Source organism: Mesorhizobium sp. M0522, assembly GCF_040321085.1.
Lineage (GTDB): Bacteria > Pseudomonadota > Alphaproteobacteria > Rhizobiales > Rhizobiaceae > Mesorhizobium.
This window is the reverse complement of the sequence record NZ_JAMYQW010000012.1, coordinates 31,088-52,674: the sequence shown is the minus strand read 5'-3', so window position 1 is coordinate 52,674 and position 21,587 is coordinate 31,088. Positions and strand designations below refer to the sequence as shown.

The window sequence follows — 21,587 nt, the reverse complement described above, 5'->3', positions numbered from 1 at the left end:
TCTCACCAAAGATAGAAAAATGCGAAAATGAACACCCAGACCAGGTCGACGAAATGCCAGTAAAGCCCCATGATTTCGACGTTCTCGTAGCGGCCCCTCCGGCTGGTGAAGAAGCCGGGCCGTCCGACGTCGTAGTCTCCGCGCCAGACCTTTCGCGCCACGATGATCAGGAAGATCACCCCGATCGTCACGTGCGTGCCGTGAAAGCCGGTAATCATGAAAAAGGATGCGCCGAACTGGGCAGCGCCCCAAGGATTGCCCCAAGGCCGCACGCCCTCGGTGATCAGCTTGGTCCATTCGAAGGCCTGCATGCCGACGAAGGTCGCGCCGAGTGCTGCGGTCAAGAGCATCAGCACTGCCGTCTTGCGGCGGTCGCGGCGGTAGCCGAAATTGACCGCCATGGCCATCGTTCCGCTGCTCGAGATCAGCACGAAGGTCATGATGGCGATAAGGATCAGTGGAATGTCGGAGCCGCCGATGCGCAGGGCGAAGACCTCGCTCGGATTGGGCCACGGCACGCGTGTTGAGATACGCGCGGTCATGTAGGAGAGCAGGAAGCAGCCGAAGATGAACGTGTCGCTGAGCAGGAAGATCCACATCATGGCCTTGCCCCAGGACACGTTTTTGAACGCCCGCTGATCCGAGGACCAGTCGGCGGCGATGCCTTGCCAGCCTGCGGGCCGCGGCTCTGTTCGGCCGATGTGGGCCAGTGTCGTCTCTGCCATCCGCCCGTTCCTCCTAGGTCAGCAACCCTCGGCAAATGTCGATTAAAGTCGAAGCCCAGCCGGCCAGAAGCGCAAAGATGGCGAGCCAGACGAAAAGCAGGAAATGCCAGTACATGGCGCACAGCTCGACACTGAGGCGAAGCCGCTGCGGCTGCGCTCCGTTCCAGGCGCCGACGCTCGTTCTGCCCAGCCCGACCAGTCCTCCCAGTATATGCAGGCCATGCATTCCCGTTAGCAGGTAGAAGAAGCTGTTGGCCGGATTGGATGCCAGAAAATAGCCGTCCGCACTCAGTTCCCGCCATGCCACAAGCTGTCCAATCAGGAAGACGAGCGCCGTGAGTCCAGCGGTGGCGAGGCCAAGCCTGACCATATCCACTTGACCCTTGCGCGCCGCGAGCGAAGCGCACTGTATCGCAATGCTGCTCAAGACCAGTACGCCGGTGTTAAGCCAGAGCAGGGGCGGGATGGGCAGCGGCCGCCAATCCGACAGCGCCATGCGCATGAAGTAAGCACTGGTGAACAGCGCGAACAGGCAGCCGACGACGGCAAGGAAGACGCCGAGACCGATCTTTGCGGTCGGCAGCGCCGATCGGTCCAGAGCGACAAAATCCCCGATCATACCTTGCTCGAGCCACGGTTTCGTCATTAGCCGCTGATGGGAAAGCCACCACCCGGCAATACCGGCGATCACGAGCAGGAAGACCAGGATTACGCTCATGCCGGCTCCCTGGAGGGCGCGAAGGAGCCCGGAACGTTTTGCGGTATGAAGTCCTCCTTGGCTCCCGGTACGCTGTAGTCATAGGCCCAGCGATAGACGATCGGCAGATCCTTGCCGAAATTGCCGTGGGCGGGCGGTGTTTCGGGCGTCTGCCACTCGAGCGTCGTTGCCCGCCACGGATTGCCGCCAGCCTCACGGCCATGGCGGATGCTCCAGATGAGATTGAACAGAAACACAATCTGAGCAAAACCGACTATAAAAGCCATGATGCTGATAAACGAGTTCAGGTGATGGGCCGATTCCGTCATGATCGTCATGTCGGTCAATTCGTTGTACCGCCGCGGCACGCCCATCAAGCCGAGATAGTGCATGGGAAAGAAGATCAGATAGGCGCCGAGGAAGGTGACCCAGAAATGGAACCGGCCCAGTGTCTCGTTCAGCATCCGGCCGGTGACCTTCGGATACCAGTGATAGATCGCGCCGAAGATTACGATGATCGGGGCAACCCCCATGACCATATGGAAATGGGCGACGACGAACATCGTGTCCGATAGCGGAACGTCGACGACGACATTGCCAAGAAATAGCCCAGTCAACCCGCCATTGACGAAGGTGACGATGAAGGCCAAGGCAAAAAGCATCGGTATGGTGAGGTGGATGTCGCCGCGCCACAGCGTCAGCACCCAATTGTAGACCTTGATGGCTGTTGGGACGGCGATGATCAATGTCGTTGTGGCGAAGAAAAAGCCGAAATAGGGATGCATGCCACTGACATACATGTGGTGCGCCCAGACCACGAAGCTCAGCGCGCCGATGCCGACGATGGCCCAGACCATCATGCGGTAGCCGAAGATGTTCTTGCGCGCGTGGGTGCTGATCAGGTCGGATACGATGCCGAAGGCCGGAAGCGCCACGATGTAGACCTCCGGATGGCCGAAGAACCAGAACAGATGCTGGAACAGGATCGGGCTGCCGCCGCCGTGCTGCAACTGTTCGCCCATCTCGACGATCGCCGGCATGAAGAAGCTGGTGCCGAGCGCCCGGTCGAGCAGCATCATCACGCAGGCGACGAACAGCGCCGGGAAGGCGAGCAGCGCCATGATGGTGGCGGTGAAAATACCCCAGACAGTAAGCGGAAGGCGCATCAGCGTCATGCCGCGCGTGCGCCCCTGCAGCACCGTCACGACATAGTTCAAGCCGCCCATGGTAAAGCCGACGATGAACAGGATCAGCGAGACAAGCATCAGGATGATGCCCCAGTCCTGGCCGCCTGGCGTACCGGTCATGATCGCCTGCGGCGGATAGAGCGTCCAGCCGGCACCCGTCGGTCCGCCGGGCGCAAAGAAGCTCGACACCAGGACCAGCACGGCGAGCAGATAGATCCAGTAGCTCAGCATGTTGACATAGGGAAAGACCATGTCGCGAGCACCAACCATCAACGGGATCAGATAGTTGCCGAAGCCGCCCAGGAAGAGTGCCGTGAGCAGGTAGATCACCATGATCATGCCGTGCATGGTGATGAACTGGTAGTAGGCTTCCGGGGTGATGAAGTCGAATGTGCCGGGGAAGCCGAGTTGCAGCCGCATCAGCCAGGATAGCACCAGCGCGACCATGCCGATCGCTGTCGCCGTCGCCGAATACTGGATGGCGATGACCTTGGCGTCCTGCGAGAAAACGTATTTCGTCCACCAGCTGTGCGGATGGTAGAGTTCCATTTCCGCGACTTCGGCCGGCGGTACCGCATCTGCAGGTGTGATATCGACCATAGGAACACCTCCGTGCCCTTTTCGGCCAGCCCGACAGTTCGGGCTTGCCACACTAATTTCAATCCCGACGGCGCGCCGTCGTTCCGGTTTCCTACTCTGCCGAGCCCATCTGCTGGGGGGCGGACAGCTGCGCAAAAGTCTGCTGCTGGCCAAGCCACGCCAGATAGTCTTCCTGAGTATCGACCATGACCACGCCATGCATCATCGGATGTCCCTGGCCGCAGAGTTCGGCACACAGGACCTGGAAGGTCCCCGTCTTGGTCGGAGTGAACCAGAAATAGGTGACCGAGCCCGGGATCATGTCCATCTTGGCGCGGAATTCCGGCACGTAGAAATCGTGCAGCACATCGACCGAGCGGAGCAGCATCTTGACCGGTTTGCCTACCGGGAGGTGCAGGTCGGCCGCTTCCACTACGACATCGTCCTGGCCGTTGGCATCGGTGGCGATGACGCCGAGTGGATTTTCAGCGTTGACGTCGCGAGTGTCGGATGTGCCGAGCTTGCCGTCCTTGCCGGGGAGGCGGAAACTCCATTGCCACTGCTGGCCGACGACTTCGACCTCGGTTGCGTCGCTTGGAACGTTAACGAACCGGCTCCAGACGAACAGGCCTGGAACGAGCAAAGCGGTGACGCCAACCGCGGTGACGACCGTCAGCCAGGATTCGAGCCGCCTGTTCTCAGGTTCATATGCCGCCTGATTGCCTTCCCGATGACGGAAGCGGAAGACGCAATAGGCCATGAAAAGAACCACGGCGGCGAAGACGACACCGGTGATCCAGAAAGTTATGATGATGGTGTTGTCGATATAGTCCCAGTTCGAGGCAATCGGCGTCCACCACCATGGGCTCAGGAAGTGGAACAACACCGAGCCCACGACTATCAGAACGAGTACAAGCGCAACGGCCATGTCCCGGTTCCTCCCGGTATTCCAAGCGGCGCAAGCCGTCCCGGGAAATACCAAGTGCATCATAACTTGATTTGCGATGAAAATTCTAGAGCCGGCTGTGGGAAGGGCGAAAATACCATTTCGGGGCTGGCGGTCCTTCGGTTCGGCGGTGATCAGCGGCAGCGCGTGGCAAACATCGTCAGCGTCGAGTAACCGACAAGGGCGGGCACGCCGAATGTGCCCGGCAGAGTCACCGGAACGGCGATCGTCGGGGATCGTCGCGCGCAGGTTCTGCAGGAACAGCAGCATGACGAAGCACGTCAGCACGATTGCTTCGACCAGTGTCCGTTCACCTGCTCGACGCTCGACGAAGGGAGTGGAGCCACTTTATTGGCCGGCAGATGTCACCCGCCAAACTGTGTTGCCGACGTCGTCGGCGATGAGCAGGGCCCCGGTTTTGTCGACAGCCAGGCCGACAGGCCGGCCGCGCGCCTTGTTGTCCTTGTCCAGGAAGTCAGTCACCACGTCGGTAGCGACGCCGCTCGGACGGCCGCCGCTGAATGGTACGAACACTACCTTGTAGCCATTGAAGCGCGTGCGGTTCCAGCTGCCATGCTCGCCAACGAAGGCGCCGCCGCGATATGCCTCGGGAAGGCTGGTTGCCGTATAGAAGGCCAGTCCCAGAGGGGCGACGTGGGAACTCAGTGCATAATCCGGAACGATCGCTTTTGCGACCAGGTCCGGACGTTGGGGCATGACGCGGGGATCGAGATGCTGGCCGTAATAGCTGTATGGCCATCCGTAGAAGCCGCCATCCTTTACCGAGGTCAGATAATCCGGCACGAGATTGGGGCCGAGCTCGTCGCGCTCATTGATCACTGCCCAGAGCGCCCCGGTCTGCGGCTCCCAGCTCAGGCCGTTTGGATTGCGCAAACCGCTGGCGAAAATGCGCGACCGGCCGGTGGCCCTGTCTACCTGCCAGATGGCGGCGCGGTTCTTCTCCGCCTCGATGCCGTTTTCGGCGACGTTGCTGTTCGAGCCGATGCCGACATAGAGCAGCGAGCCGTCGGGGCTTGCCACCAGACTCTTCGTCCAATGGTGGTCGATCGGGCCGCCGGGCAGGGCGGTTAGCGGCGTTCCGGGCACGGTGATCTTTGTGTCACCGGTGTTGTAGGGATAGCGGACGATGGAGTCGGTATTGGCGACGTAGAGATCGCTTCCCACCAGCGCCACGCCAAAGGGGGAGCTCAGGTGGTCGAGGAATACGCTGGTCAGCTCCGGCTTGCCATCGCCATCGGTGTCGCGCAGCAGCGTAATGCGGTTGCTTGGGCCGCTGTCGCCGCCCGAGGTGACCCAGGATTCGATCCAGCCCATCACCAAATCCTTGGGCCGTTTGATCGGTTCGCCACCCGGCGCCTTGGACTCGACCACCAGGACGTCGCCATTGGGCAGCACGTAAAGCGACCGCGGATGCTGCAAGCCGTGGGCATAAGCCTGGATCTGCAGCCCCTGCGCGACGGTCGGCTTTTCGTCGTTCTTCCATCCGACCACGGAAGCGAGATGCATGGGCGGGAAGAAATATTGGATCGGCTCCGGCAGGTTTGGATTCGGCCCTATCTGACTGCTGGGATCCGGGTCGTTGCCGCTGCACGCTGCAAGAGTGATCGCCGCAGTGCAAATGAGGACGGACACCGCGATGCGCCTGGTCTGACCGATGGAGCTTGCTATGCGCATCAATCCGCCACTCCGACGTGATGCCGGTACACCATGGACCAGCCCAGCCAACCAGTGAAGATGAGGATGAGCACGACAACCGCCGAGAGGATCAAGCCGGTAGGCACGATGGAGGTCCATGCATCGCGGGTGTGCACGAGCATGTTGATGATGGATAACGCCAGCGCCAGAAGATTGCCGAGCACGTGCGGCCAGGCGGGGGGCTGTGCCCTTATCAGCGGATTGGCCAGGAAATCGATCAGCCCCGCGATCGCTGCTAGGCAGCCCATGATCACGCCGACGGTAACCAGCCAAGCGGAGAAGTCAGCCCACATCATCTCCGCTGTTCGCCAATAGGCTAGATCCGTCAGCAGGATGCCGACGAAGCAGGCGATCGGAAATGGCACGAGCATCGGATGAATAGGATGTCCCGCAATCCTGGCCGTCGAACGCGGATTGTCACCGACCATAATGCGCCATCCTTCCTATTCTCGTCCAAACAAACGCCGCCTGCCCGGCCTCCGGCGGCTGTTGCCGAGAGACCGGCAGACGACCGATAGATCCGTCAGGCCCAAAAAAGGGCGCTGGCTGGCTGCGCCTGTTAGGCGGCGGACTGGGTCGGCGGGTTCTGATACATCATCCAGAGCTCGATCGCCGCCAGCACGGCGACCAGAATGCCGATCACGACATGCACGGTCATCGCCGTGGTCGCCTGGAATCCAAGCACCCAAGGCGATGCGAGAACCCACAGTCCGACGACCAGGTTCACCCACTCTTCCCACACGGCAAATGCTGCGAGGGCGGCAACCGAAAGCACGACGATCAAGATTCCGCTGCCGAGGGCGTTCTGCGTCTGCGGGCCTGCCGCAAATGCGAAGATCCAGGGAGAGAAGAACAGAATTGCCCCAAGGATCAGGTTGGCTACGTCACAGAGCCTGGCGTTTGTCCACTGGTTCATGGCATCCTCCATAAGGAGCGTTTATGGCTCCTGAGTTCGGCAAGGTGGTGCCTGAGTTCGGCGAGATGCGCCCGAAGCCGCTCACTCCGTGTCACGGTAGTGCCCTGCCCGGCTGGAATTCCGCATCTGGCGGTACTCCAGCCAAATCCAGCTATCTAACTGAATTCCGGGCTTTATGTTCCATTCGGCACCGGCACGCCTGGATCAATTGGTGGTGATCGAACAAATCCAAACCTGCCTGTCAGGGGGCGGCGGGGCGGCGGCGCGTAGCTCATTCTGTCTTTTTATCGAGCCGGTGAAACATTTCTCATGGATCTCAGTTCTTGGATGCAGAGGAGTTGAATAAGGGAAACCTGATTGCACGGGAGGAGCACGGACGGCACAACTATAAATACGCTCTGCATAGAATACTTCGCAACGGGAAGCTCTCGCTTGTCTTGGTTGCCGCCGAAGCTTGTTTGAAAGACGGCGATCGCCGCCGAAAAGATTTTCTAAATGAAAATAGCCCAGATCGCACCGCTAACCGAATCCGTGCCGCCCCGAACCTACGGTGGAACCGAGCGAATTGTTTCGTATCTGACCGAAGAACTTGTCCGACAGGGCCACGAGGTGACGCTGTTCGCCAGCGCCGATTCTCGTACCTCAGCCGAGCTGGTGCGGTGTTGCGACGTCGCGCTGCGCCTGAACCCCAGGGTCCAGGACGGTGGTCCGCACCATGTTATGATGCTTGAACGGGTGCGCCGGCGAGCCGATGAATTCGACGTTTTACATTTCCACGTCGATGTCCTGCACTTCCCCATAATTCGGGATTTTGCCAGACGAACGGTTACCACGCTTCACGGCAGGCTCGACCTGCCCGATCTGGCGCAGCTTTATGCGATGTTCGACGACGTTCCCCTGGTCTCGATCTCCTTCGACCAGCGCCGGCCCATGCCGCCCGTCAATTGGGTTGGAACCGTGCATCACGGCCTGCCCCCCGATCTTCTACCATTCCACCCGAACACCTCTGGCTATCTTGCGTTTCTCGGTCGCATCTCGCCGGAAAAGGGGCCGGAAGCGGCCATAGAAATAGCAGCGCGGGCCGGGTTTCCCCTGAAGATCGCCGCCAAGATCGACAAGGTGGACCAGTCGTTCTGGAAGGAAAGGGTCGAGCCGCAAGTGCTGCGGCATTCGAACGTGGAGTTCATTGGCGAGATCGATGAGCGGCAAAAGGCGGATTTTCTGGGCAATGCGATAGCGCTTTTGTTTCCGATCGACTGGCCGGAACCCTTCGGGCTCGTAACGATCGAAGCAATGGCCTGCGGTACGCCGGTGGTTGCGTTCCGGCGTGGCGCCGTCCCGGAGATCATCGATGACGGTGTGTCCGGATGGATCGTGGATACGGTGGAGGAAGCCGTGGGCGCGCTCCGGCGCATAGAGAGCCTCGATCGCGCACGAGTGCGGCAGACGTTCGAGAAGCGGTTCACGGTCGAGCGCATGTGCAGCGATTATGTGGCACTCTACCGAGCACTCACGAGCGGCACGGCAGACGCAGTTGCCCCCACAAACGAGCTCTCCAGAAATATCGCGATGGTGGCTGTGCCGGGCTGAGGAACCGACTAATCCACATACAGACCACGACGGCGGAGTCCGGGAGCGCCTGCGGGGTCTTGTCGCCGGGCGCGGCGACCGCGCCAGAAGCCTTTGATCAGCAGCAAGCCTTCCCGGGGCTGATGCTTTCGCGAGCGGCGGCGCACTGCCGCCGGTCCGGATTGACGCGCGCTACTTTCGCTGCAAAGGTGCTTTAACGACTTGTTTACCATGCGTCAGTCAGGGGTGGGGGGAATTTGGAACGCTTTCTGGGCGCGAACCGCCTTAATTGGGATGATCGGGCCGAACTGCACTCGACCGACACAACGGGCAGCTACCACATCGAGAATGTGCTGGCCGGCGGATCCAATCTCTATGAGCTGGAAACACGCGAGCTCGGCGATATCGCCGGCAAGGATATCGTCCACCTGCAGTGTCACATCGGTCTTGACACGATCAGCCTGAAGAATCTCGGCGCAGGCAGCGTGACCGGGCTCGACTTTTCACCGACGGCGATCGTGGCGGCGCGGGATTTTGCTGCGAAGGCAGGCACCGACGTGCGCTTCGTGGAAGCGCCACTGTTCGAGGCGGTGGAAGCGCTCGGCCGGACCTTTGACATCGCTTACGTTACTTGGGGCTCGGTAAACTGGCTGGACGACGTGTTCCGTTGGGCGCGGGTGGTTGCCGATCTCCTGCGACCCGGCGGCCGCCTCTACATGGCCGAGGGCCATCCATTGATGTTTCAGTGCGATCGAAAGGCCGCGGCCCTGGAATTGAAGCACGACTGGCGAACGCCGATAGCTCGGCCGCTCGCCTGGAACGAGGAACTGACCTACACCGGCGATGATCGCATCTTGAAGCATCCTCGCTATTATGAATGGATCCACCCGATCAGTGACGTGGTGAATGCGCTGATTTCAGCTGGTCTGACGCTCGATTTTCTCAATGAGCATGACACGGTTTCGTGGCAGCACTTTTCATTTGCCGTGCGAGCCGGCAAGGATATGCACGGCTTGCCGGAGAACTCTCCCAAGATACCGATGGCCTATTCCATTGGCGCGACGAAGCGCAGCGTCGGCAAGATACCATACCTTGTGTCTCCCAAGCCGATCGAGGGCCACTAGTCCAGGTCAACGCCAGAGTACTCGGGTCGGAGCGTCGACTTGTGCAATCGCGCTCGCGCTCCTCGATCTTCCGAGCAAGCCAGGTCTAGCTGGCGTTTCATGTTGGTCCGCATCGTGCAGCCCGCCTTCAGCATCGCTGTCGGTATCGCAGCCGGCGTCAGCCGTCGGAAAATGAAATTTCTCAGGAGTATGAAGGTCAAATTAAACATTGAAAGCTAATGTTCCTCATCGGGTCGACCCCGAGAACCTGAAAATGGCACTTGAGGAATCGCCTATTGGCTTTTTTCCGCGCTAGGTTCAACGGCATCAAGGAGGCCGTCTTTTCGTCGGCAAATATTCCGGCGGCGATCGCGTTTGTCGTCATCCTTGTCAGCGCAGCGTTCGCGGAGCACCAGAACAAAATCGTCTCGGACCAGGCCGTCCGTGCGGACGTGCTGACCAAGGTCAATCTCATCCGCGCCAAGCTCGAAGGCAATATCAACGGAAACCTTCAACTCGTGCGTGGACTGGTCGCCGCGGTCGTGACCGAGCCCTATATGGGACAGCAACGCTTCGCCTCGCTCGCGAGCAATCTGTTTGGCGCCGACTCGCAATTGAACGATATTGCCGGCGCGCCCGATCTGGTCGTTTCCCTTATGTATCCGATGGAGGGTAACGAGCAGGCGATGGGTCTGGACTACCGCAAGAACGAGCGGCAGCGTGCGGCTGCGCTAAGGGCGCGAGACGAACGCAAGCTGGTGCTTGCCGGTCCCGTCGACCTGAAACAGGGAGGACAAGGCTTCATCGGCCGCTTTCCGGTCTTCGTGCCGAGCGCTGGCAATACGGAAAGGTTCTGGGGTATCATTTCCGCCGTTGTCGACGTGCAGCGCCTTTACAGAGCGAGCGGCTTGCTTGACGACGATCTCGGGATCGACGTAGCGCTGATCGGCAGGGACGCCCTCGGTCACCGAGGTGGTCAATTCTACGGCAATGAGGAGATCAGCAAAAGCGATCCGGTGACGGCTGACGTTTTGCTTCCTTCCGGCTCGTGGCAGCTCGCGGCCATTCCCAAAAATGGCTGGCCTTCGACGCCAAGCAACGCATGGTTGCTGCGCGCGATCATGGCGACGGCCGGAGCCTTGGTTGTGTTCCCTTTCCTGGTCACAGGCCGCCTGATTGGCGAAAGACAGCGCAATTATGCGGAATTGCGCCGATTGTCACGACGCCTTGAACTCGCTCTGGAAGCTTCGGCTATTGGGGTTTGGGAACACGATCTCGCGACCAACGAGCTTACGTGGGATGATCGCGTCAACGAAATATATGGCAAACCAACCGGCGAGCACCGGGGCTACCCAGACTGGGCGGGAGCAATCCACCCAGATGATTTGGCTGGCGCCAACGCGGACTTCGACAGGGCGGTGGCCAGCGGACGACCATATTTGTCGGAGTACCGGATTGTGCGTCAGGATGGCGAGATCCGTCATGTCCGGTCCAAGGCGATCCTTTACCGGGTCGCAAACGACACCCCAAAAATGATCGGCGCGGAATGGGACGTGACTGCCGACGTCCTGCTGAACAAGGATCTGGTTCGTGCAAAACAGCTGTCCGAGTCGAAAAATGCAGAACTCGAGTCGGCCAAAGCGCGCATAGAGCACATCGCGCTTCATGATTCGCTGACCGGCTTGCCCAACCGGCGTTACCTCGACCAGGTACTGGAACATTACGCGGCAAACGCCAGGCGCTCAGGCGGGCACGCGGCACTGCTTCACATAGATCTGGATCGGTTCAAGCACATCAACGATACGCTGGGCCACGCCGCCGGTGACGCGATGTTGGTTCACGCGTCAACCGTGCTCAGGTCGAAGGTCGGCGACGAGGGATTCGTCGCCCGTATCGGGGGAGACGAATTCATCGTTCTGTGCGTGGTGCGCGACGATACCAAGCAACTGGCGCTGCTCGCCGACCGCATCATCAGCCAGATGCGCGAACCCGTCTACTATCAGGGTCATCGATGCCGTTTTGGGGTCAGCGTGGGAATCGCTGTCGATAACGCAAAAGATGTCGAAGCCAAACACCTGCTGGTGAACGCCGATATCGCGCTTTACCGAGCAAAGGGGCGGGGCCGCAATCGATACGAATTCTTCACCGACGCGATGCAAAGCGAAATCGTCGATACTAAGCGGATTGCCGACGAAATTCTCGGCGGCCTCGAGCGCAACGAGTTCATCCCCTTCTACCAGCCCCAATTTGACGCAAAGACGCTCGAAATCGTTGGGGTTGAGGCGCTGGCGAGGTGGAAACATCCAACAAAGGGTATTTTGGCGCCCGACGTCTTCCTGAGAATTGCAGAAGAACTGAACGTCGTCTCGATCATCGACCAAGCCATATTGAAGCAATCGCTTTCGGATTTCGAAGAGTGGTCCGCTGCAAAACTTCACATTCCGCGGGTGTCGGTCAATGTCTCGGCCAGGCGCCTTCAAGACGAGGAGCTCATCAAGAGCCTGCGAGAACAAAATATCAAGAAAGGAACAGTTTCGTTCGAGCTTGTTGAGTCGATTTTCCTGGACGAGAACGACGACCTTGTCACCTGGAATATCGAGCAGATAAAAGAGCTGGGGATTGACGTCGAAATAGACGATTTTGGTACCGGCTACGCTTCGATGGTCAGTTTGCTGAAGTTGCAGCCGCGCCGGCTGAAGATAGATCGGCAGCTGGTCACACCAATCGTCAAATCGCCGCAGAGAAGGCAGGTTGTCTCGTCGATCATTGAAATCGGCAAGTCGCTGGGTATCGAGGTCGTGGCGGAAGGCGTCGAGACGATGCAGCATGCACGGCTACTCGAGGGCCTGGGCTGCGACATATTGCAGGGTTATGCCTTCGGCCACGCATTCGATTCCGAGGGACTTAAGACCTTTGTCCGATCGCGACGCCTGCGCACGGCCAGCTGAGCCTCGGCGCCAGAATTTATCACGTTGCGGTACAGAGGCGCACAGCGGACAAAGCTGAAAACAACGCCAAACCTCAGATCAGCAGCAGGCCCTTCATGCTGGAGTGGCCTTTCCTGCCGATGATGATGTGGTCGTGAACGGCAATGCCAAGCGGTTTGGCCGTCTCTATGATCAGCTTGGTCATCTCGATGTCGGCGCGCGACGGCGTCGGGTCTCCCGACGGATGGTTATGCGCCAGAATGATCGCCGTGGCGGAGAGCTCCAAGGCGCGCCTGACCACCTCGCGCGGATAGACCGGTGTGTGGTCGACTGTGCCGACCTGCTGGACTTCGTCGGCGATCAGCGCGTTTTTCTTGTCGAGGAACAGGATGCGGAACTGCTCGCGCTCCTCGAAGGCCATCACCGACCGGCAGTATTCGAGAACCTGCGTCCAGGTCGACAACAGCTCGCGGCCGACGATCTCGCTGCGCGCCATGCGCTGCGCCGTTGCCGCAACCACCTTGAGGTCGAGCGCCACCGCCGGGCCGATGCCCTTCACCTCCTGCAGGCGCTCGACGGGCGCACCGAGGACCTCGGCCAATGTACCGAAGCGTGCCAGCAATGCCTTGGCGACCGGCTTGGTGTCGGCGCGCGGGATCAGCCGAAACAATAAAAGCTCGAGCAGTTCGTAGTCGGGGAGGGTGTTGGTACCGGCGGCGAAGCGCTCGCGCAGGCGGTCGCGATGGCCGAGATAATGCGGCTTGTCTGCGGCCACCGCCTTCGCGGGCGATCGCACTGGCCTTTCGGGAAAGAAGGCCCGCTCGTCGTCGTCACCGTTCATGGCTGCCCCACCCAGCATTTGCCGGGCAAGGTAACGCCCGATCTGCCAGACACTAGGCCCGCAGGCCGGGGCGGTCGAGGTTTTTTGGCGACAGCGTGAAGATCTCGCAGCCGGTCTCGGTGACGCCGATCGTGTGCTCGTACTGCGCCGACAGCGAACGGTCGCGCGTCACCGCGGTCCAGCCGTCCGACAGCACTTTCACATGCGGCCGGCCGAGATTGATCATCGGCTCGACGGTGAAGATCATGCCCGGCCGCATCTCGACGCCTTCGCTGGCGCTGCCGTAATGCAGGATATTCGGCGCGTCGTGAAACAGCCGGCCAACCCCGTGGCCGCAGAAATCGCGCACCACCGAGCAACGCTCGGCTTCGGCATAGGTCTGGATGGCGGCGCCGATGGCGCCGGTTCGGGCGCCCGGCTCGATTGCCGCGATGCCACGCATCAGGCACTCATACGTGACTTCGAGCAGCCGCTCCGCGGCACGCTTGATCGTGCCCACCGGATACATGCGCGAGGAGTCGCCATGCCAGCCGTCGAGGATATAGGTGACGTCGATATTGACGATGTCGCCATCCTTCAACGGCTTGCTGTCGGGTATGCCGTGACAGACGACGTGGTTGATCGAGGTGCAGGATGATTTCGTGTAGCCACGGTAGTTGAGCGTCGCCGGAAGCGCGCCATGGTCCATCCCGAACTCGAAGACGAAGCGATCAATCGCTTCGGTGGTGACGCCGGGCGCCACAATCGGTACCAGTTCGTCGAGGCAGCGCGCGGTGAGATCGCAAGCCTTGCGCATGCCGACAAAACCTTCCTCGTCGTAAAGACGGATCTGGCCGGTGTTTCTGAGCGGTGCCGTGGCTGCGTCGAGATAGGTGACCATTTTTATGCGTCTTGCAGGGATGCGGGGCTGGATGAGCCTCCGCGAGAGAAACCTTCCCAGATTTGGCACTGGAAAGCGCAAGGTTCAAGGACGAACTGCCGGCGACGGCCGAAGACCGGCGATATTCATGCCTGGGAGCATTCTCCTTGCCTGCAGCGGCTCATGCTTCCGCCGGGTTCATCTGGCTACCGCAGTGACGACACATTTCTAGGCGAGAAGTCGGCCCAAGCGTTAGCCGCCACGGCAACTTTTTGCGACGAACGGCGCTGCTGCGGGGGTCGGTTCGGGAGAGATCGAATGGACAGACTGCAATTCGAGGTGCCGGTGCGGATCGCGCCTGTGCCCGGCCAGCCGGTCGAGGAAATCTACAGTGTCGAGCAGGCGCTCGATTTCCTGCAAACGTGGCCGGTTCGCCGGAAGGGACCAACCTACCAGGCCGCGTTCAATGCCTGTTTTGGCGCCACGGTGGACATCGTCGAGACCGAAGACGCATGGCGGGCCTTCATGGCCTTTTGCCGGGTGAGCGGCCTGCTTGCCAGGGACATGATGGTTCCGCGCAAGCGCGGCGGCGAGGCGAGGGGACTGCGGGCGTAGGAAGCCGTCGACACAATCCCCAGTCTGTCTTCGCCGCCTTTGCTGACATCCCCATCAGAGTGGGTAGGGTCCAGCAAAGCTTGCCAGCATCACGCTGGCGATAGACATATGCCAAGTTGAAATTGCTGGTACGCCCAAGGGGAATCGAACCCCTGTTACCGCCGTGAAAGGGCGGTGTCCTGACCGCTAGACGATGGGCGCGCTCAGATGTGAGCGCTTATAGTTGCGTCGCGACAAACCGGCAACCCGTCTGCCGCCGGCTGCGACAACTTTTTTCCTTTGGCTCCAAACCGCGTCTTTCCGACAGCCAAGCTGGTTTTTGCGGCATGATGCAACGCCGCCGAAGGGCCTTCGCGGTGACGGAAGATCCTCGCCCTAGCCGCGCCTGCGGCAACGCCAGTTCCAGTCGCGCTCCGGTCCGACATCGACGTGAACGGATTCGGTGTGGCAGTAGGTGCCGACGCCGCCGCGGCCCGGCATGGTGCGGATGTAGCTCGCCAGTTCCCACTTCGAGACGCCGGGGACCTGGATGTCGGCGGCAGCGCAGTACATGTGCAGCGAATTCTTGGCGCCGTTGGCGCGGCGGTTGCGGGCCGGATCGCGATAGCCGGAGGTGACCGTCATCTTGCGGCCATAGTGGCCTTCGATCGTCTTCAGCACGCGAACCAGCGACGGCTTCAAGCAGGCGACATCGACGCTTTCGTTCTGTTTCAGGAGGCCGTTGGGCGCCAGCCGGGCGAGGCCGGCGGCGGAGGCGACCTGGTAAGCGCCACCCGAACCTTCGTCTTCGTTGAGATCGACGTCACTCTCATCGTCGAGGCCGGATTTGCGCTTGATCTCGAACAGCGCCGTCTGGCGCACGCCGGGCAGCGCATCGGCCGTGAAGTGGCTGGTATCGCCCGTCGACACCAGCTGCACCGGCTTTTCAGCCGGATTGGCCGAGGCCAGGGTAACGGTGGGTTTTGCCGCAGGCGTCGCCTGCACGACCGTTGGCTGCCCGCCCGATCTGCTGTTGGCCGGCGATGCTGCCGAAGCGGGGGTGGCGCTGAACAGCGAGGCCAGGAAGTTTTTCTTCGGTGCGTAGGCCTGTGGCTGCGGCATCTCGCCGGCGGTCACATAGACCGGGTTGTTCATCGCCGGCGCGGCGGCCTTGGCGTCGGGCTTCGATGCATCAGCACTGTTCTGTGCCACGGCCTGTTCAGCCGCCTGCGCGTTCGCTTGCAGCGGCTGCGGCGTGTGTCCCGCGATCGTCTCGGCTGCCGTGGGAACGGCGATCGGGAAGCCGGCATCGGGCTTGGCCCCTGGCTTGGCCACTGGCACATAGGCCACCTGCTCGGGAAGGTTGGCGTCAGCGTCGGCATTCATCGTCATTTGTGCGGTCGTCATCTGCGACGATGATGCGGCCGTGCTGGCCTGGGGCGCACCGGCGGCCGTGCTGATTTCGGTAGCCGAGGTATTATAGCCTGGCATGCCGACCGACATGGTCGGGTCGCCGGCCGAGGTGCAGGACGCCAGGAGCACCGAGAAAAGCGCCGCCACAATGGCGCGGCTTTCTCCCTTCGCGAGGCGCGATCCTGCTGATCTCAAAACAAAATTCCCCCTCGATATCCGACCGGTTCGTCATTGGCGCGGCGTCGAAACGTCTCGTCGAAATGACCCTTGTTCCCCGAACCGGAAACGAGACCTGTGTCAAATCTGCAAGCCTCAAAGTAATTTGGCGGCTAGAGGATGAATCAAGGCTGCTCAGGGTTGACGGCACCATTTCGCCCGCTTTTGGCGGCGCGTCAACTCACCACACATTACAGATGGTTACACGCGCACCTTGACATAGGTGCCGGGGGCTTCGCCTAGAACTTGCATATGCTCGCCCGGTTTGCGGGCCGGTACGCGGGTATTGTCCTTGGCTTCGATCCAGCGTTGCCAGTGCGGCCACCAGGAACCGGGATGGTCGGTGGCCCCGGCGAGCCACTGGTCGAAGTCGCCGGCCGGCTTGCCGCCGGTCCAGTAGTGATATTTCTGCGCCGCCGGCGGATTGACGACCCCGGCGATGTGGCCGGAGCCGGCCATGACGTAATCGACCTCGCCGCCGAAATATTTCGAGCCGAGGAATACCGACAGCGCCGGCGCGATATGGTCCTCCTTAGAGGCGAGGTTGTAGACCGGCATGGTAACGTCCTTCAGCGAAACCGTGCGGCCCGCCAGTTCCATCATGCCTTGCGAAAGTCTGTTCTCGAGATAGCAATTGCGCAAATAGAAGGAATGGTTGGCAGCGCCCATGCGGGTCGAATCGGCATTCCAGTAGAGCAGGTCGAAGGGCAGGGGATCCTTGCCGCGCATGTAGTTGTTGACGACATAGGGCCAGATCAGGTCGCCCGAGCGCAGCATGTTGAATGCAGTCGCCATCTTGGTGCCGTCGAGATAGCCTTTTTCGTTCATCGCCTTTTCGACGGCCGCGACCTGTTCCTCGTCGACGAACACTTTTAGATCGCCGGCATAGGTGAAATCGACCTGGGTGGTGAAGAAGGTCGCCGATTTGATGCGGTGGTCGCCTTCCTGCGCCATCAAGGCCAGCGCTGCCGCCAACAGCGTGCCGCCGACGCAATAGCCGATGGCGTTGACTTGCCTTTCGCCGGTGGCCTTCTCGATCGTGTCGAGGCCGTATTGCAGGCCCTCCCTGATATAGGCCTCCCAGCTCTTGGCGCCGTGCCGCTCATCCGGGTTGATCCAGGAGATGACGAAGACCGTGTGGCCTTGCTCGACCGCCCAACGAATGAAGGATTTTTGCGGGTTGAGGTCGAGGATGTAGTATTTGTTGATCCATGGCGGGCAGATCAGCAGCGGCCGCTTGAGCACGGTCTCGGTCGCCGGCTCGTATTGCAGGATTTCGGCGACGTCGCTGCGGCCGACCACCTTGCCGGGCGTGGTGGCGAGATTCTTGCCGATCTCGAAAGGCGAATAATCGGCCTGCCGCAGCTTCAGGTCGCCCTTGCCGGCGGCAATGTCCTCGGCCAGCATCTTCATGCCGCGCACCAGGTTTTCGCCGTTGGAGGCGACAGTCTCGCGAAACAATTCCGGATTGGTCAGGATGAAATTCGACGGCGAGATGGCATTGGACACCTGCTTGACATAAAAGCCGGCCTTGTGGCGGGTGTGCTCGTCCAGGCCGTCGGCGTGCTCGACCAGTTCGGCCGCCCAGCGCGAGGTGACCAGATACGCCTGTTTGAGGAAATCGAAGAAGGCGTTGCGGCCCCATTCCGGGTCCTGGAAACGCTTGTCACCGCGCTCGGGCTTGACCGCGTCCTCGGCGTCCTCGGCGCCGGCGCCGATGCGCTGGACGGCGTTGGCCCAGACGGTCATGTAGCCGGAAAACAGCCGCGTTTGCGCCTCCAGCGCGCGCTGCGGGTCGGAGAGCCAGTACTCGGTGAGCTTGGAGAACGTCTTCACCATATCGACGACCGGCTCGGCGACGTGATCGCGCACCTCGCCCTTTTCCCGCGGCTCGGCCCATGCCGAGGCGGCCTTGCCGGCCTGCTCGATCATGCGGGCCATGTTCAAGGCGAAGCGTTCCGGGTCCTTCACCAGATATTGCTCGACGGTCGAAGGTTGGTCATCTTCCGCTTTGCCCGAATCGGGTGTTTTGGACATGGTTCGCGGGGTTCCTCCCGAAGCGTTTTGTTGACATATTACCATGGGATATCGAACAGGGTCCAATGTGCTCTAACCCGGCCGCCAGGAAAACAATATGACGATTAATATTGGCAAGAACGTTTTTTCCGGCACTGGTCGTTTTTGCCGCATGGCGCTCGTCCTGTTGGCGATGGCCGGTTGCACGAGCAGCAACATAGAAGGTGCGGCGCCCGCCACCGGCCTTGTCGGCGCGAAGGACACCGGTTCCTATCCGAACCTGAACATCCGGCCGCAGGTGGCGGCCGAGCAATTCACCGACGAGGAAAAGAACGCCAAGCTCGCCCAACTGAAGGCCGAGGAGCAGAGCCAGGCCGCCAAGGGCGGCGGCGTCAAGGTTACGGACCAGGCAGCGTTGGACCAGCTGGCAAAAAAACACGGCGCCGAGGCGCTGAAGCAGATCGAAGGCAAATGCGACCCCGCTCTCGACCCTAGTTGCAAATAAGCTTATACGCGCGACCGCAACCTCACTGTCTGGAACTGCCATGGAAGAATTTCACAAGGTCCGCCGGCTTCCGCCCTATGTCTTCGAACAGGTCAACCGGCTGAAGGCCAGCGCGCGTTCGCGCGGCGCCGACATCATCGACCTTGGCATGGGCAATCCGGACCTGCCGACGCCCAAGGCCATCGTCGACAAACTCTGCGAGGTGGTACGCGATCCGCGCACGCACCGCTATTCGTCGTCGCGCGGCATTCCGGGCCTGCGTCGTGCCCAGGCCAACTACTATGCCCGCCGCTTCGGTGTGAAGCTCGACCCGGACAGCCAGGTGGTGGCGACGCTCGGCTCGAAGGAGGGCTTTGCCAATATGGCGCAGGCGATCACCGCCCCCGGCGATGTGATCCTGTGCCCCAACCCGACCTATCCGATCCACGCCTTCGGCTTCATTATGTCAGGCGGCGTCATCCGCTCGCTGCAGGTCGAGCCGGACGACGGCTTCATCCCGGCGTTGGAGCGCGGCATCCGCCATTCGATCCCGAAGCCGCTGGCACTGATCCTCAATTATCCGTCCAACCCGACGGCACTGGTCGCTTCGCTCGATTTCTACAAGGAGGTGGTGGCCTTCGCCAGGAAGAACGACATCATCATCCTGTCGGATCTTGCCTATTCGGAGATCTATTTCGACGGCAATCCGCCGCCTTCGGTGCTGCAGGTGCCGGGCGCCATAGACGTCGCCGTCGAGTTCACCTCGATGTCGAAGACCTTTTCGATGCCGGGCTGGCGCATGGGTTTTGCGGTCGGCAATGAACGGCTGATCTCGGCGCTGACGCGAGTGAAATCCTATCTCGACTACGGCGCCTTCACGCCAATCCAGGTGGCGGCGGCGCATGCACTCAACGGCGACGGCGCCGACATCGCCGAAGTGCGCGACGTCTACCGCAAACGCCGCGATGTCATGGTCGACGCTTTCAGCCGCGCCGGCTGGATCATTCCCGCACCGGCGGCTTCGATGTTCGCCTGGGCGCCGATCCCGGAGCCGTTCAAGCACCTGGGCTCGCTTGAATTCTCCAAGCTCCTGATCGAGCACGCCGACGTCGCGGTGGCGCCGGGCGTCGGCTTCGGCGAGCATGGCGACGATCACGTACGCATCGCGCTGGTCGAAAACGAGCACCGGATCCGGCAAGCGGCGCGCAACATCAAGCGCTTCCTCGCATCCAGCGCCAAGCAGCCGAATAACGTCGTGCCGCTCGCCGCGCATCGCTGATTTTCTACACATCAACCGACTGAATGGGGCGTCGCCGGACATGGCTGAAGCGTTGCGTGTTGGAATTGCCGGGCTCGGCACCGTCGGTGCGTCGGTGGCCCGCGTGCTACGCGACAAGGCGGCCGAACTGACGCGGCAGTGCGGGCGCGACATCGTCGTGTCGGCGGTTTCGGCCCGCGATCCCAAACGCGACCGCGGCGTTGATCTTGGCACAGCACAGTGGTTCGACGACGCCGTCAAGATGGCGCAGACCGCCGAGATCGACGTGTTCGTCGAGCTGATCGGCGGCGACGAAGGCCCATCACGCTCGTCCGTCAAAGCGGCGCTCGAGGCCGGCCGACATGTCGTCACCGCAAACAAGGCGTTGCTTGCCAAACACGGGGTGGCATTGGCCGAGATCGCCGAGAGGAAAGGCGTGCTGCTCAATTACGAGGCGGCGGTGGCCGGCGGCATTCCGGTCATCAAGACAATGCGCGAGGCGATGGCCGGTAATTCGGTGACCCGCGTTTTCGGCATCCTCAACGGTACCTGCAACTACATTCTGACGCGCATGGAAGCCGAGGGCCTGTCTTTCGATGCCTGCCTGAAGGATGCGCAACGGCTGGGCTATGCCGAAGCCGACCCGACCTTCGACATCGAGGGTCACGACACCGCGCACAAGCTGTCGATCCTGACCAGCCTTGCCTTCGGCACGAAGATCGCCGCCAACGATATCTACATGGAAGGCATCTCCAACATCAGCCAGGCCGACATCCGCGCGGCCGGCGATCTCGGCTACCGGATCAAGCTGCTTGGCGTCGCCCAACGCACCGAAAGCGGCATCGAGCAGCGCGTGCACCCGACCATGGTGCCGACGGCCTCGGTCATCGCGCAGGTGCACGGCGTCACCAATGCGGTGGCGATCGAAACCGACATCCTCGGCGAATTGCTGCTTTCCGGCCCTGGCGCCGGCGGCAACGCCACCGCGTCGGCGGTGATCGGCGACATTGCCGACATCGCCAAGAGCCGGCCTGGCTTCCAGCATGGTCCGGTCTTCGGCCGGCCGGCGAAGGAATTGAAGCCTTACAAGAAAGCGCAGATGCGCAGCCATGCTGGCGGTTATTTCATCCGGCTGACCGTACACGACCGCCTCGGCGTCTTCGCGGCAATAGCCAAGCGCATGGCCGACAACGACATTTCGCTGGAATCGATCGTCCAGCATGCCGCCGGGCCGGAAACCGAGGCACAGAAGACCGTCATCCTAGTGACCCACGAGACAACCGAGGCGGCGGTGCGCAAGGCCGTCGACGGCATCACCAGGGACAGCCTTCTGACCGACAAGCCGCAAGTCATCCGCATCGAGCGGGCCGGATAGCAGTCTCACATTTTGCGTTTAATCGATTGATATTGCTGCGCTTTCAAAAAGGTCCAGCGCAGGTCTTGCTGTTGTCACGGGGCTTTGACACAAGAAGCGCGTCTCTGGCGGGAGGCTAATGCATGTCGCCCAAAAGTGTGCAGCGGTTTTGGGACAACGACATGCA

General features: G+C 61.1%; 18 protein-coding genes and 1 tRNA gene. 7 read left to right on the top strand and 12 right to left on the bottom strand.

Translation table 11 applies throughout. The features are described 5' to 3' along the window. Positions 1–2: 2 nt before the first annotated feature. The 7 genes from NKI58_RS15490 to NKI58_RS15455 all read right to left on the bottom strand — a co-directional run bounded on the left by NKI58_RS15490 (position 3) and on the right by NKI58_RS15455 (position 6,766). Positions 3–725, bottom strand: coding sequence for a heme-copper oxidase subunit III family protein (locus tag NKI58_RS15490; RefSeq protein ID WP_023678903.1), 723 nt, complete (start codon positions 723–725; stop codon positions 3–5). Positions 726–738: 13 nt separating this feature from the next. Further along, positions 739–1,443, bottom strand: coding sequence for a cytochrome c oxidase subunit 3 (locus tag NKI58_RS15485; RefSeq protein WP_023678902.1), 705 nt, complete (start codon positions 1,441–1,443; stop codon positions 739–741). Next, the gene (gene ctaD / locus NKI58_RS15480; RefSeq protein ID WP_023678901.1) at positions 1,440–3,209 is read right to left on the bottom strand and encodes a cytochrome c oxidase subunit I; all 1,770 of its coding nucleotides are present in this window, start codon (positions 3,207–3,209) and stop codon (positions 1,440–1,442) included. The genes NKI58_RS15485 and ctaD overlap by 4 nt, the downstream gene beginning before the upstream one ends. Positions 3,210–3,300: 91 nt before the next feature. After that, positions 3,301–4,116 (bottom strand): cytochrome c oxidase subunit II, encoded by an 816-nt coding sequence (gene coxB, locus NKI58_RS15475; protein ID WP_023678900.1) that lies wholly within the window; start codon positions 4,114–4,116, stop codon positions 3,301–3,303. A gap of 366 nt (positions 4,117–4,482) precedes the next feature. Continuing rightward, positions 4,483–5,829, bottom strand: a complete 1,347-nt coding sequence (locus NKI58_RS15465; protein ID WP_352635477.1) for a PQQ-dependent sugar dehydrogenase — start codon at positions 5,827–5,829, stop codon at positions 4,483–4,485. Continuing rightward, the gene (locus NKI58_RS15460) at positions 5,829–6,278 is read right to left on the bottom strand and encodes a DUF2231 domain-containing protein (protein ID WP_352587915.1); all 450 of its coding nucleotides are present in this window, start codon (positions 6,276–6,278) and stop codon (positions 5,829–5,831) included. The genes NKI58_RS15465 and NKI58_RS15460 overlap by 1 nt, the downstream gene beginning before the upstream one ends. A gap of 131 nt (positions 6,279–6,409) precedes the next feature. Further along, positions 6,410–6,766, bottom strand: coding sequence for an SPW repeat protein (locus tag NKI58_RS15455; RefSeq protein WP_023678896.1), 357 nt, complete (start codon positions 6,764–6,766; stop codon positions 6,410–6,412). A gap of 495 nt (positions 6,767–7,261) precedes the next feature. Between NKI58_RS15455 and NKI58_RS15450 the strand changes: the two genes are divergently transcribed. The 3 genes from NKI58_RS15450 to NKI58_RS15440 all read left to right on the top strand — a co-directional run bounded on the left by NKI58_RS15450 (position 7,262) and on the right by NKI58_RS15440 (position 12,386). Next, complete coding sequence (locus NKI58_RS15450; protein ID WP_352786491.1) at positions 7,262–8,356, top strand: glycosyltransferase family 4 protein; 1,095 nt, start codon at positions 7,262–7,264, stop codon at positions 8,354–8,356. Positions 8,357–8,592: 236 nt separating this feature from the next. Next, complete coding sequence (locus tag NKI58_RS15445; protein ID WP_352697791.1) at positions 8,593–9,459, top strand: class I SAM-dependent methyltransferase; 867 nt, start codon at positions 8,593–8,595, stop codon at positions 9,457–9,459. 347 nt (positions 9,460–9,806) lie between these two features. Continuing rightward, on the top strand, positions 9,807–12,386 hold the full coding sequence (locus NKI58_RS15440; protein ID WP_352697849.1) for a bifunctional diguanylate cyclase/phosphodiesterase: 2,580 nt from the start codon (positions 9,807–9,809) through the stop codon (positions 12,384–12,386). Positions 12,387–12,459: 73 nt separating this feature from the next. On the opposite strand, the gene radC is transcribed toward NKI58_RS15440, so the two are convergent. Together radC and map are read right to left on the bottom strand one after the other, a co-directional pair. Then, the gene (gene radC / locus NKI58_RS15435) at positions 12,460–13,206 is read right to left on the bottom strand and encodes a RadC family protein (protein ID WP_352786492.1); all 747 of its coding nucleotides are present in this window, start codon (positions 13,204–13,206) and stop codon (positions 12,460–12,462) included. Between the two features lie 52 nt (positions 13,207–13,258). After that, entirely contained in the window at positions 13,259–14,086 is an 828-nt protein-coding gene (gene map / locus NKI58_RS15430; RefSeq protein ID WP_352697789.1) for a type I methionyl aminopeptidase, read from the bottom strand. Between the two features lie 297 nt (positions 14,087–14,383). On the opposite strand from map, the gene NKI58_RS15425 reads away from it, so the two are divergent. After that, positions 14,384–14,680 (top strand): DUF982 domain-containing protein, encoded by a 297-nt coding sequence (locus tag NKI58_RS15425; protein ID WP_023678889.1) that lies wholly within the window; start codon positions 14,384–14,386, stop codon positions 14,678–14,680. Between the two features lie 126 nt (positions 14,681–14,806). Here the strand turns inward: NKI58_RS15425 and NKI58_RS15420 are convergent. The 3 genes from NKI58_RS15420 to phaC form a co-directional block, all read right to left on the bottom strand. Further along, positions 14,807–14,881, bottom strand: a tRNA-Glu gene (locus NKI58_RS15420). A 174-nt stretch (positions 14,882–15,055) separates the two neighbouring features. Beyond that, positions 15,056–16,162 carry a YcbK family protein gene (locus NKI58_RS15415; protein ID WP_352697847.1) on the bottom strand — a complete coding sequence of 369 codons (1,107 nt, stop codon included), beginning with the start codon at positions 16,160–16,162 and terminating at the stop codon, positions 15,056–15,058. Positions 16,163–16,489: 327 nt separating this feature from the next. Next, a complete protein-coding gene (phaC, locus tag NKI58_RS15410; protein ID WP_352786494.1) occupies positions 16,490–18,325 on the bottom strand; it encodes a class I poly(R)-hydroxyalkanoic acid synthase in 1,836 nt (611 codons plus the stop codon). 97 nt (positions 18,326–18,422) lie between these two features. Between phaC and NKI58_RS15405 the strand changes: the two genes are divergently transcribed. From NKI58_RS15405 to NKI58_RS15395, 3 genes are read left to right on the top strand one after another with little or no spacing between them, the layout of a single operon-like run. Further along, positions 18,423–18,809: a hypothetical protein gene (locus NKI58_RS15405; protein WP_352786495.1), complete on the top strand. Its 387-nt coding sequence runs from the start codon at positions 18,423–18,425 to the stop codon at positions 18,807–18,809. A 40-nt stretch (positions 18,810–18,849) separates the two neighbouring features. Further along, complete coding sequence (locus tag NKI58_RS15400; RefSeq protein ID WP_352647807.1) at positions 18,850–20,067, top strand: LL-diaminopimelate aminotransferase; 1,218 nt, start codon at positions 18,850–18,852, stop codon at positions 20,065–20,067. A gap of 40 nt (positions 20,068–20,107) precedes the next feature. Continuing rightward, positions 20,108–21,421: a homoserine dehydrogenase gene (locus tag NKI58_RS15395; protein ID WP_352454459.1), complete on the top strand. Its 1,314-nt coding sequence runs from the start codon at positions 20,108–20,110 to the stop codon at positions 21,419–21,421. The last annotated feature ends 166 nt before the right edge of the window (positions 21,422–21,587 follow it).